This window comes from Rhizobium sp. Root1203 (genome assembly GCF_001424945.1).
In the GTDB taxonomy this organism is placed as follows: domain Bacteria; phylum Pseudomonadota; class Alphaproteobacteria; order Rhizobiales; family Rhizobiaceae; genus Rhizobium.
In genome coordinates, this window is the sequence record NZ_LMCW01000034.1 from 259,567 (window position 1) to 272,271 (window position 12,705).

Genomic DNA, 12,705 nt, shown 5'->3' on the forward strand with positions numbered 1-12,705 from the left:
CCTGCCGCCCTCCTCAAGCCGCCCTTGCGTGGAGCGCCTCGTCGAAACTGTCCCACACCGGGCGCAGGTCGACGATCGTCTTCTTGATCCGGGCTTCGTCCATTGAAAGGGCAAGTATGCCGGCCTCAAGGGCGTTGAGCGTCGAGACGGGAAGCTCCGTCCCGGTGCGCACGCTGTCGAGCAAATCGGCGGCCATTTGTTCGTCGGCGCCGTAGTGCTGGGAAAGCTCCGTCGCAACGTACTTGTTCTCGACGACCTTCTTGCCGGTCAGTTGCTCGTGCACATCGAGATAGCCGCGAACGAAATCGCCCTCTGCCATGCCACGAGAGCCCATGACGGCAAAGCGACGGAACTGATCCGGAACATTCAGATTGGTGTGGAAGTTCATTCCGACGCCGTTGGCATATTCGACGATAGCGACCTGGTAGTCGATGATGTCGGCGTCGCTGTCGAAAACCTTCTCCGAACCCATCCAGCCGCTTGGCTTGCGATGGAAAAGTTCCAGGTCGTTGATGCCCTCGCGGGCAGGGTCGTTGACCGGCGTGAAGCTCTTGCGGCCGCCGAAACTTGCAACGCGCTCGGGCCGCGCTCCGACGACGCCGTTATAGAGGTCGAGATCGTGGCAGCACTTTTCCAGCATGAAGCTGCCGGAATACCGCTCGTAGCGACGCCAGTCCCGCATGAAGAAAGCGCCATGGTAGGGCTCGATATGTTCCGACGCCTCGATGGAGACGATCTGGCCCAGCGTGCCGGCGCCCTGAATGGCGCGCAGATCCTTATAGAGCGGCGAATAGCGCAGCACGAGGCCAACCATTAGTCGCTCCTGCCCGAACTTCGCCATCAGGCGTGCAAGCTCGATGCTCTCAGCAACCGTCGTGACGATCGGCTTCTCGCAAAACACCTTCAGGCCAGCCTCAAGGCCGATCCGGATATGGTCGAGATGCATGTGGTTCGGCGACCCGATCATCAAGAGATCGAGTTTTTCATTTGCGATCAGTTCTTTGGGGGATGCATAGGCCTTGCCCGCGGAAATTCCCTTTTCAATCAGGTCTGGAAGACCCGCCGGCGCGGGATCGACATAGCCGACGATCTCGAAGCTTTCGTCGACAGACTTGAAAACATAGCCAAGGTAGCCGAGCCGAAAACCTAGCCCGATAATTCCCACTTTCATGCTGTTCTCGTTCCCATTACGTAATTTATTTTCGTCAAGTTGGGACAAAAATTCGAACTCGTCAACACGAATCACGCAAAAAGTTGAAACTATGAAATTAATTTTCATAAGCGCCTGTTTTGACGAGCCCCTTCGATTTTCGTCGATCGGCAGCGCCCATGACACTGTCGGCACACAAGGGCCCCGCGCCAAACGAGGAGGTCATTCGCGCTCACCGTACCACCCCGCGCCCTGTCGAGGCTTCGTGGTTCACGATACCAGTTTATCCTAATTTAAATCGGACTAAGCAAGGGAGATGTGCTCGATTTCGCGTGGCATCCACGGATGGAATGCCTGCCACCGGCAGCAACAACCGAACGTCAGTTGTTCCGCCGTTTTCCCTCCAGTAGATCCAGCACCGAATTTGCCGCCTCGATGACATTTGTTCCGGGTCCGAAGACCGCGGCGACGCCATGGTCAGTCAGAAATTGATAGTCCTGGCGCGGGATAACTCCGCCGACGACGACGATGATGTCCTCGGCGCCGCTGGCCTTCAGTGCCTCGATCAACTGCGGCGCCAAGGTCTTGTGGCCGGCGGCAAGCGACGAGATACCGACGACGTTGACCTTGCTGGCAACGGCCAGATCGGCAGCCTCCTGCGGCGTCTGGAACAGCGGGCCGGCAAGCACGTCAAACCCAATATCGCCGAAGGCCGAAGCGATGACTTTGGCGCCTCTGTCGTGGCCGTCCTGTCCGAGTTTGGCGACCATGATCTTCGGTCGGCGGCCAAGCGTCGCGCCGAGGTCCGAGAGACGGCTCTTCAGCACCGCCAGTTCCGGTTCGTCACGGTAGGCCTCGCCGTAAACATCCTTGATGACCTCCGGCGTCGCGGTATGATCGCCAAAGGCGCTCCGCATCGCGTCGGAAATCTCGCCCACCGTCGCCCGGGCGCGGGCCGCCTCGACGGCCGCCTCAAGGAGGTTGCCTTTACCGCTGGCTGCCACCCGCGCAAGCGCGTCCAGGGTCTGGCGGACCGTTTCGCCGTCGCGACGGCGTTTCGTGTCTTCCAGCCGCCTGATCTGGGCTGCTCTGACCGCGGTGTTGTCGATCTCCAAAGTGTCGATCGACTGTTCGTTCTCCAGTCGGTACTTGTTGACACCGACAATCACTTCTTCGCCTTTGTCGACTGCCGCCTGCCGGCGCGTCGCCGCCTCCTCGATCAGTCGTTTCGGCAGACCGTCGTTGACAGCCTTTGTCATGCCCCCAAGCGCTTCGACCTCTTCGATCAGCGCCCATGCCTTTGCGGCGAGCTCGGCAGTCAGGCTCTCGACGTAGTAGGAGCCCGCCAGCGGATCGACGACGTTGGTGACGCCCGTCTCGTGCTGGAGAATGAGCTGTGTGTTTCGGGCGATGCGGGCTGAAAATTCAGTCGGCAGCGCGATTGCCTCGTCGAAGGAATTGGTATGCAGCGACTGCGTGCCGCCAAGCACGGCCGACATCGCCTCGAAGGCGGTACGGACGATGTTGTTGTAGGGGTCCTGCTCCTGCAGCGACACGCCTGAGGTCTGGCAGTGCGTTCGCAGCATCAGCGACGAGGGTTTCTTCGGCTGGAACTCCTCCATGATGCGCGTCCATAGCAAACGTGCCGCACGCAGCTTGGCGGCCTCCATGAAGAAGTTCATGCCGATGGCAAAGAAGAAAGAGAGGCGGCCGGCAAATTCGTCGACGTCAAGCCCCTTGGCAATCGCGGCGCGCACGTACTCCCGTCCATCGGCAAGGGTGAAGGCCAATTCCTGGGTAAGCGTCGCACCGGCTTCCTGCATGTGGTAGCCTGAGATCGATATTGAGTTGAACTTCGGCATTTCCCGCGCGGTGTACTCGATGATGTCGGCAACGATCCGCATCGAAGGCTCGGGCGGGTAGATGTAGGTGTTGCGGACCATGAACTCCTTGAGGATGTCGTTCTGGATGGTGCCGGAAAGGGCGGCACGTGGCACCCCTTGTTCTTCACCGGCAACGATGAAGCTCGCCAGGATAGGGATCACGGCGCCGTTCATCGTCATGGATACCGAAACCTTGTCGAGCGGAATGCCGTCGAACAGGATCTTCATGTCCTCGACGCTATCGATCGCCACGCCTGCCTTGCCGACATCGCCGACCACCCGGGGATGGTCGCTGTCATAACCGCGGTGAGTGGCCAGATCGAAGGCAACCGACACGCCCTGTTGGCCGGCCAGGAGCGCCTTGCGATAAAAGGCATTGGAGGCTTCCGCGGTTGAGAAGCCGGCATATTGGCGGATGGTCCAGGGACGACCGGCATACATTGTAGCGCGGGGGCCGCGCGTGAACGGCGCAAGGCCAGGCATCGACCCCAAGTGATCGAGACCCGCTACATCGCTTTCTGTATAGAGCGGCTTGACGTCGATGCCCTCTGGGGTGTTCCAGACGAGCATCTCGGGTGAAGAGCGCAGCTCTCTTTCGGCAAGCATCTGCCAATCGCCAAGCGTTCTCTTCGTCATGTTTTCCTCCGGCTCTCTGCTTTTTCCACAGGCTATCACCTTAACGGCGTGCGGCGCGAGAGAGACCAGAGATAATTTGCGAGGGTAGATCGCGCGTTATGTCACCGGCGTCGGCGTGTCATTCGGCAGCAGCAAGAACCGCCCGTTTTACCGGAAAGAATGCTGCCAGCTCGCCGACGACCTCGTCGATGCGTTTGGAGAGAGGTTCGGACGACACCTTGTGGTCGGTGAAATCCCGGTCCGACGCATAGACTGCGGTGGGCAGGGTGTGAGCCATGAAGAAACCGAATAGCGGTCGCAGCTGATGCTCGACCATGAGGGCATGGCGATCGCCTCCGCCTGTCGCGGTGATGATGATCGGTTTGGCGCGAAGCTCGTGCGGATCGATCAGGTCGATCACGTGCTTGAACAGACCGGGATAGGATCCCTTGTAGGTAGGGGATCCTATGATCAAGGCATCTGCGCTAACGATGTCGTCGATGACCCGACTTGCCGTGTGGTCAAGGTCCTTGCGCCACTGCGCCTGGCCGAGCGACGCGCCGAGATCGGCAAGGTCGTAGATCGTGTTGTCGAAGCCATACTGACCAGCGGCGAGGTCTGCCACGTGTTGCACCAAGGCATAGGTCTTAGACGGGCGATTGAAGCTACCTGCAAGGCCAACGAGTTTCGGAGCCGACATTTCATTTCCTTTCCAGCGAACCGTTCCATGTCGGCAATATTGTCTATAAAGATTGTAGATTAAAGGAAAGCCGGTTCTCCTTTTGACCGTTTGCGAAAAAATCAGTGCGGACCCGCTGTTGCATGGCATTTAAACCTGTCGTATCCTTCCTCTAGTGCACTTTTGGCACGGTGCTTGGCGAGATCGATACGGTTAAACCGACCGAAGATACGGCAAAGGCGCGAATTGGAGATCCTAAACTCCTTTGGGGTAAGGCCATGATCCCACAACATCTTCGCCTTACAGTGAAGCAAACACTGGGTTTGCTTTGGTTGGTTCGCATCCTGATAGTCGGTTGTGACGCATCTGCCCGCACCGGTCGGTCTTTTCGGCTGCAAATCCCCGCTTGTAGGCGCCGGTCTTAGGCAGGAAAATGGCGTCGGTTGCCACTGCCGACCAGTGCCTTTCCGCTACTCAGCCGGTACGTTTCTCCTTGACCACATTCGCTCGGACCAGCGACATGATCATCGGGCGGATGGCAAACTCGCCTCGTTCAGCGCGACGCGTGAGATCGCGCAGGTAACCGCCAGCCGAGTTGATCTGCTCAGTGCGTTCCAGGATGCAGGCCATGACGGTTGCCGCATTGTCCGGACCCATGACTGCGCAGGCTTCCTGGTAGGCCGAGGGGCTGACGCCGAGCATGGACTTGACGACAATCGCGGCGGTCATCAGGTCTCGCCAGTTTCGGATGATCCCTCCCGGCCCATAGGCTGCAACTTCAGGGCATGCCTGTAGAACAAGTCCCAGTGGGAAAGATTTCAGTTCACGTTCGCCAGCGGCCACGGATCCTGGCGCTGGGTGCACCTTTGGGATGCTCTCATCAGATGTTTCAAGCAGCTCATCGGCGGTTGATAGAGGTGGTTGATCCGATGTTTCCTGCAACAGTGGGTCGTTCTTCGTTTCCAGCCCCGGTCCAAGATCAAAGATAGATTCGGGATTAGAATTCTGTATGTGGCGCTCATTCTGACAGGGATTGGCGCTCGTATTTCGAAAATTAAGTTGAAGCTCCAACTGGTTAAGCACTTCCAGGCGAAAGTTGGTGATAGCATCCAGTGTATCTTCCAGCTGAGCGGTCGTCGGAGATCGTGGGACGCCCTCCACGAGGTCACGAAAGCGATTGAATGCAAGCATCCAGTCACCTGGGAGGCGCTCCGCAACAGCAGCGTCGATCAGCTTGGATATGTCGCGGCGGCAAAGGCTGATGCGTTCACGCAGATCCTGTACGTGCAATCGTTCGGCTACGACCTCAGCTGCAAGGCGCTCAATTTCTTCGGCACGTGCCAAAAGCGGTGCCAGGGAGAAGCCGAATGCTTCGCGGATCTCGCCGGCCCTGTCCTTGCGGGCATATCGCTTGCCGTTCGGGCTGTCCTTACGGGTCAGCAGACCAGCGTTCACCAGTGCTGCCAGATGCCGTCGGATTGTCTGCTCAGCCATCCCGTGCGATCGCATCGACAGCTGAGCGTTTGAGGGAAATACCACCAGCCCCGCTGCTTCCGAAAGCTCGGCAGTCGGATAGAAGCTCAGCAGCGCGTTCAAGACCGCGAGGCCACGATCGGTTACCCCGAGGAGTGGTTTGGCTTCACACAGTGCGCGATACAATTTCCATTTGTCGATAGTACGACCCGGCTTGATATCCCGGGCTCTTACCTGAGCTGCGAGCATGCCAAACGTCATCGCTCGCCGCCCGAACGGCGTCGTTACAACTTGACCTTCCATCACCTTCACCTTCTACAAGGCAAAAGAACTCTACTCGCCAAAACGACGCCAAGACTCTTGACAGTGATTCCCGGAAGTGCGATTCTCTAGCTGCTAAACCAATGAGAAGGGCTTCCGCGACGGCAACGTTCGGGAGCTTTTTTCTTTTGCGGCATTATCCTTTGCGTTTGTGGTCTACCGACTGCAGGAACTCGCCGTGTAGCGTCTCCATGCGATCATTCAGAAATTCGACGAAACTTGTCGGCACCGACTTGGTAAAGTTGATGCGTGGACCCGATTTCGGATAGCTGACAGTGGCCAGCAGGAAGCCGTTTGCCCGGATTTCGGCCGTTTGCGCAGCGGCAGTCGGTGCCTGAGGCACTTCGGTTTTCAGGGCTGCCAGGGCGATTGCAAAGCGATCCGTAGCAACGGCTGGAGGAACGGTCTCCAGCGCGTGCTGGATACAGTCAGCGCCGTCAGTGCGCGCCTCAAAAACCTCAACGAAGTCGATCCATCGGCGTCGGCCAATCTCAGGTGCAGGTCCGATTGCCAGCAATGTTGCGCGTGGAACCGTTGAGGCGATACGCAACATTTCCGAGATGTGCGACTTGCCGGTCGAAAGCGATGCACATATGACGTCGCGCTTATACCCGGCCTGCTCTTGCGAGAACGCGAAAGCGCACTTTTCGATAAACGTAAGATCGTTCCTGTTGGTATTTTCTTCGCCTTGGAAAACGATGGCTTGTTCGTCACTGAGCTCGCGAACGATTGCGCGAAACTTGACGCCAAGGGCCCTTGCGGCTGCAAGCCTGCGGCGTCCGAAAACGATCTGATAGGACTGGCCACCGGCGACCAGTGGTCTGATCAATCCCGGCACGATCTGTCCGCGCTCCTTGATCGAGGCGACGATGTCTTCGATCGCGGCATCGTCATAAGATCCATCAAAGCGATCGGGTATTGGCGATGGAGCTACGTCGTTCGGATCGACTTCGACGATGTGGTCGCCGTCCTTCAACAGGCGGTCGAGAACTTCGCCCTTCTCCTGTATCTGTCGCACGCCAGCGGCGACTTTCAACAGGTGCGGCGATGTCGTCTTGGCCGGCTGAGTAGTGGTCGCCTGTTGGTCAAGCTGGCCGAGTACATTGGCAAACATACCACGTGAGTCTTTGCGGCTCATTCACGCCCCCATGCTGCACAGAGTAACTTTTCAATCTCCGCATTGGACGCATTGATCGATTCCATCGCGCGGTCGTAGGTCTTGGGCGCCGAGAACCGTGAGCGCTGAACCTCATAGAGGCTTTGCTTCCAGGTCAGCGCGTCAGCGACAGCGGTGGACTTTGCGACCATGTTCAAAAGTAGGTCTTCACCGAACACCTGTCGCATCAACGCGGTCATATTGGCCTGCGGATGGTCGTTCGGTTCGAACTTAGTGACCAGGAACTTGGCAAAGTCCCACTCTGCCGCCGCGCCCATGTCGCTTAGGATCTGCATGTAGGAGGAAGCGAGCTCGAGGAACTTTCCTGTGGAATCGACGTCCAGCATGTGGGCCGGCACCGGTATGATGACGCCGGTCGCCGCTGTCAGGGAGGAGAGAGTGAGGAAGTTGAGCGATGGCGCAGAATCCATCAGGATCACGTCGTAATCGCCGGACACCTGCTCCAGGGCTTGCGAGACCCGCAACAGAAAGCTCGTGCCGCCGTGCTTGCGCATCTCCAACGCCACGGCTGTCTCGAATTCAGTGAGGTCGAGACCGGCACAGATCACGTCTAGGCCGGCAATATGGGTATTGTGGATGAGCGACCTGGTTGGCTTCGGTTCGTCGAACCGGATCGCCGCGTAGAGCGTCTCGTCTTCCCGTGGATTGAAATCCGGCAGGCTGCCGTGGAGGCTGGTCAGAGACGCCTGAGGGTCGAGATCCACAGCGAGCACGCGGTAGCCCCTGAGGGCGAGATAATGAGCGAGATGGATCGTCGTCGACGTCTTGCTCGATCCACCTTTGAAATTGGTGACCGCGATGATCTGGCATTCCTCGCCTTCGATCCGGCGGGGGTTCATCCACTTCTTGCGACCTTTTTCGGCAAGCATCATCCGGAGTTCGAGTATCTGGTCGAGCGTGTACATTCGACGGCCGTTGGATGTGGTTTCCGGCGCCGGCCCCTTCTCTTTCACGACAATCTGCCTGATGTAGGCTTCTGAGACATCAAGGAGTGCCGCGACTTCCGATGAGGCGAATTTGCGCATTTCCCTGCGGGCGTCGGGCGGGTATTGTGCCATGGACAGATTTTGCAAGGCGAGCTCGAGTTTGCTGGAGAAACTCTGCATGAAGTCGAGGCTGCTTAAGTGCCGGGTCACGATTCTTCCCTCAATTCGTTTCAATAACCTAAGCGCCGAGTTGGTTAACACGGGATTAACGGGCATGTTGTTTCGACAAAAACCGATAATTCGCTTTTTTTGCGTAGTTAAAGAAGTATCCCGATTCGGATCCGGCGGCAAATGGGCGAGTTCCCCGCGGGGAACTGCGATCGGGGCGTCGACGGGAGCGGATGACTTGCCATGCAAGGCGTTCTCACTGGAATGCAACTGGGCCTCCCCCGCGGGCCGAGGGCGACGCGTGTCAGGGCACCGTCAGGGCTGCTATTTTCGGCTTGAGCGGATCCGGTGCTGAGCCCCCAATCTGGGCCGCGTTCAGGCATGAGTGTAGTCGTTCGGCAGGCTTTCCACGCGATCGTAGTATGCCTCCATCAGAGCGTATTTGAATGTATCGGGTGGAAACCAATCGGCAGCGAAGGCGCCAGTGCGATCGGCAGGCGCAGCGAGATCGTAGCGTCCACGCCTCGGAAGCCGGCGCGCGTCGAACTGGCACGTCTGCGACGCGTTGAATCGGCTTGAGGAAGTCGTCCCTCTATCTGAGCGCCTCGCTTGAAGCAGGCAAACTTCCTTTCAGCATGATGTAACGGGATCGGAGTCATGCGGCGGCAAATTGACGAGTTCCCCGCGGGGAACAACCCCGAGACGCGAAAAAATAGGCTGTAGGGAATTGGACGCGGCATCCGGGCGTCGTCCGAAGCGGACGGTCGCCGGCTCGTCAGCGAGGCTCAGAATCGATCTATGCTAGGCAAGGCAAGTCAACTGCGCGGCACGCTCCTTCAAGAAGGCTGCGACGGCATCTCGATATTCGTCCTTCGCGAACAGATCGGGCGATGACGATCTGGAGCCTCTCGGCTGCATTTGCAAACGATGTAGCAGTGGCTGCTACATCGCGCGACAGGCGCTGGCCGAAGTTGACCCAGGCTCCTTGCGTCCTGCAAGGCAAGCGAGCCAGGGGCGCCGAGCACGCATCGAGAGTATCCCGAACGTCGCCGCCGCGCCTTGTCTTCCTCCGCCTTGGGTGTTTTATGGCCGCCCGTGACGGCAGACCTTCGCAGATGCGACAGGTGCATGGCGCCGCTTCCGAGGGTACAGGTCGGCCCGCGCCGCAAGGCATGGACGTCCTGAAGCTGTTGCGCGACCAGGGCCGCTCATCACCGCCTCCCGCTATGCGCCGCGAAATGAAAAAGGCGCTCGACCCTTTCGGGGAGCGCCTTTTCTTCCCGGACAGCAAACGCTGGCCGACCAAGGGCCGACACCGCAGGCTATCGATACGGGTAGTGAGCGCTAAATGTCCCCTACGCCGCCGCATTTCAAGGGTGGCTCGATAATTTTCTTTCGCCCGGTGGTTCAGTACGGGGGGCGAGATTTGCCAGGGGCTGCATTTCTGCGGGCCTGGGTGATGTCAGAAAGCAATGTGGCGAATGGCAATTCAATCGTAGCGGCGCCTTATTTCACCGAACCGTGAAACCGTTGTATCGCCATACTTTTATATAAACTGGGTTTGCGCGCAGCTTTCGCTGGAAGCATTCTAGTGCGAACGTCCGCGGCGCCAGTCGAGAATATCTTCCGAAGTGATCCAGATGCTACCGTCGAACGCCAGGTCACCCCGATCGAACTTGTGGCTCGCAACCTGCTCTATAAGTTCCAGCTGAACGATGAGATGGTCGCGTGACAGCACTTCCCCGCTGTTGCTCAGTGCGTCTTCCGTAATATGGACGGCCTGATGCGCCGTGCCCGCGTCCATGACAATAATGGTGTCTGCGCCGATCAACTTGATTTTGCCGGGTATGGCAACGAGTGGCATCTCGATCTCCTCCGAAACGCTCTGGACTAATCCGCGCATAGCGAGCGAATCAAATCATGTCCCAATGGTACACTGATGGCGCCCGTGAGAGGAGGCACCTTACCATGAGAGAAAGCAGTACGGAGGCTAGGCCGTCATAGTTAACGGAAGGTTAATTTCTATACCTATGAAGGATGCCCTTCACGCGTAATGTCGTGGCCATCATCGATCATGCAACGCGATCCATGCGTTCACCGACCTCCCGGCGGGGCATGTCGTCGGCGCGTAGCTCCGCCGATATCCCAATTGCAATATGGCGGCTTCATCATCCCGAGGGGTGCGAGGTCGCTAGGGGCGTTGAAATTGGGTAAGCCTGAATCTGCGATGACTGAATTGAATACCGATATTGCTTCTATTATCAGCCGTTCCTGTGGTCATCGCAACGACTTATATCGAGCCTAGGCAACGACAGAAGGTTAACTCAACGGGTAAGTGGGGCAGATTCGGTGGCACTGGTCGTGGGTTGGGCAATTTCGCTGAATGGAGGCCGAGCCGCGCGGCTCCGGTGTCAGGCCCGAGCGAGAATGATTGCCGGCAGCGGCGGGACCGGGGGACCTATGTTGCCAATGCCGAGCCGGTCACCGAGGAAGTGGTAAAAGGAAAGCCCCAACTTNGGGTAAGTGGGGCAGATTCGGTGGCACTGGTCGTGGGTTGGGCAATTTCGCTGAATGGAGGCCGAGCCGCGCGGCTCCGGTGTCAGGCCCGAGCGAGAATGATTGCCGGCAGCGGCGGGACCGGGTGACCTATGTTGCCAATGCCGAGCCGGTCACCGAGGAAGTGGTAAAAGGAAAGCCCCAACTTCTGGCACGTCTTCATCAAACCGAGCATGACATCGCGCGCAACACGGCCATCCTGGCTCATCGTGCCGCCGGAGATCTTCCGCTTCGTGACAAACGTTCGTAGGTCATTCTCCGATGCGTTGGTGTGCAACGGAATATCAGGATGTTCGAGCACCTTCAGCAGCTCGTTCTTTCGTCGATGCAGCCGTTCGAGCAACTTGTCGAGGGCCTCATAACCGGTGTGTAGGGTGAAGATCCTGTCGAACCGTCGTCGGAACGCGGGAGCGGACTGAGGGGAAGGATTCTGCTTGTAGCCTTTCAGCGCCTTATAAAAGCGCCACACGAGATCGCGGACCATCGTGAGCAGCCGCTCCTCCTTCGCGGTCGCCGGCATCAGCTTCTGCAGTAGGCGCTCGGCATGCACCCAGCACAGGGCGTGGTTGCCGACGCGGAACTGGCCGGCGTCGTCGGACACGATCACCATGTTGCCGACCAGGCCATGATGGCGGATGGCGCCCCACAGGCCGGCCTCGGCAAGCGTGCCAATCTCCTGCCGGTCAAAGATATCGATACCCTTGTCGGCCAAATGCGTCATGAATGGCACCTGGTTGCAGAAGCGCTGCGGCTCAGGGGTCCGAAGACCTGCGACAATGGCCGGATCCCCGCGGCGTTCCTTCAGATAATCGAATGCCGCATCGTTGAGCACGTAATCCTGGTAGTTGCCGCGCAACAGCGACAGAAAATTCAGCCGTGACTTCGATTTCGAGGTGCGGAAAGCAGTAAAATTCGGGCCGCCGATATTTGTGGTGTAATAGTTATTATGGGCGTGTCGGGCACCAGTGTCGTCGACCGTGACATAGTGGGACGACACAAGACCGGCGTGCAACACCGCCGCATCCTCGGCGACAAAGCCGGCCAACTGCGTGGTCAGAAGCCGCACCATCTGACGCTTCGAGACTTCGAGACCGATATCGTTTAGCAATGTCGTCAGCCGGCCGGCTGTCACCTGACCCTGTGTATGCAGCATCAGGCAAAATCGGCGCAGGTTGGCGCCGTATCCACCCACGATCCCCGCGGGTAACGCTGCCTGCATCGTCCGTCCATCCGGCGTCACCTAGCATTCGCGACGGTAGTGCACGAGCTCTGCCCTGAGCACCAGATCCCGCACGAAACAGCTTCTGTATCCCTTGAAGCGTGAGCCGGCTGGAGCAGCGACGCGCAGGATTTCCTGCCGGCTCACCCGCTTTACGTCGAGCTTCGGGCCACGTGGTTTTTTCTTCGATGGCTGCTTGTCGCCGGGGTTGCTGTCGGTTGCCTTGTCCATGCCGGAGGCCCGAAACGGCGGCCGCGGTGGCAGGTTCTTCAGTCGGGCGATCTCGTCGCGCAACAGCTGGTTCTCGAGTTTCAGGCGGGTGTTGTCCAGCCGAAGGGCGGCGTTTTCCTCCCGCAGCTGGATGTTGTCGGCCTCAAGCTTCTCAAGTCGGGCTTCCGCCTGCTGCGACCGCTCCAGCAATCCCGTCACCAGACTGCGCAACGCATTCAGTGAAAGCGTGTCGGCATGCTCGGGGGAGGGGAGCCGTTTCTTTGCCATCCCCGGACCGAATCATGATTTGCCCCGTCTTAGGAATCCC

At 58.6% G+C, this 12,705-nt stretch carries 7 protein-coding genes and 1 pseudogene; all 8 read right to left on the reverse strand.

Annotated elements, in window-relative coordinates:
- Positions 1-13: 13 nt before the first annotated feature.
- Positions 14-1,171, reverse strand: coding sequence for a Gfo/Idh/MocA family protein (locus ASC97_RS25525; RefSeq protein ID WP_057471114.1), 1,158 nt, complete (start codon positions 1,169-1,171; stop codon positions 14-16).
- A 359-nt stretch (positions 1,172-1,530) separates the two neighbouring features.
- Positions 1,531-3,669, reverse strand: coding sequence for a methylmalonyl-CoA mutase (gene scpA / locus ASC97_RS25530; RefSeq protein ID WP_057471115.1), 2,139 nt, complete (start codon positions 3,667-3,669; stop codon positions 1,531-1,533).
- Between the two features lie 118 nt (positions 3,670-3,787).
- On the reverse strand, positions 3,788-4,348 hold the full coding sequence (msuE, locus tag ASC97_RS25535) for an FMN reductase (RefSeq protein ID WP_057471116.1): 561 nt from the start codon (positions 4,346-4,348) through the stop codon (positions 3,788-3,790).
- Positions 4,349-4,801: 453 nt separating this feature from the next.
- Positions 4,802-6,103, reverse strand: coding sequence for a plasmid replication protein RepC (gene repC / locus ASC97_RS25540; protein WP_057471117.1), 1,302 nt, complete (start codon positions 6,101-6,103; stop codon positions 4,802-4,804).
- Between the two features lie 154 nt (positions 6,104-6,257).
- Positions 6,258-7,259, reverse strand: a complete 1,002-nt coding sequence (gene repB, locus ASC97_RS25545; RefSeq protein ID WP_057471118.1) for a plasmid partitioning protein RepB — start codon at positions 7,257-7,259, stop codon at positions 6,258-6,260.
- Positions 7,256-8,434: a plasmid partitioning protein RepA gene (gene repA / locus ASC97_RS25550; RefSeq protein WP_057471119.1), complete on the reverse strand. Its 1,179-nt coding sequence runs from the start codon at positions 8,432-8,434 to the stop codon at positions 7,256-7,258. The genes repB and repA overlap by 4 nt, the downstream gene beginning before the upstream one ends.
- Before the next feature lie 1,546 nt (positions 8,435-9,980).
- Positions 9,981-10,256: a hypothetical protein gene (locus ASC97_RS25555; protein WP_057471120.1), complete on the reverse strand. Its 276-nt coding sequence runs from the start codon at positions 10,254-10,256 to the stop codon at positions 9,981-9,983.
- Between the two features lie 735 nt (positions 10,257-10,991).
- Positions 10,992-12,665 (reverse strand): annotated as a pseudogene (locus ASC97_RS34490) (IS66 family transposase).
- Positions 12,666-12,705 lie beyond the last annotated feature (40 nt).

Coding starts and splice junctions, on each gene's coding strand:
- ASC97_RS25525 (WP_057471114.1), bottom strand. CDS start 1,171: ATGAAAGTGGGAATTATCGGGCTAGGTTTTCGGCTCGGCTACCTTGGC.
- scpA (WP_057471115.1), bottom strand. CDS start 3,669: ATGACGAAGAGAACGCTTGGCGATTGGCAGATGCTTGCCGAAAGAGAG.
- msuE (WP_057471116.1), bottom strand. CDS start 4,348: ATGTCGGCTCCGAAACTCGTTGGCCTTGCAGGTAGCTTCAATCGCCCG.
- repC (WP_057471117.1), bottom strand. CDS start 6,103: ATGGAAGGTCAAGTTGTAACGACGCCGTTCGGGCGGCGAGCGATGACG.
- repB (WP_057471118.1), bottom strand. CDS start 7,259: ATGAGCCGCAAAGACTCACGTGGTATGTTTGCCAATGTACTCGGCCAG.
- ASC97_RS25555 (WP_057471120.1), bottom strand. CDS start 10,256: ATGCCACTCGTTGCCATACCCGGCAAAATCAAGTTGATCGGCGCAGAC.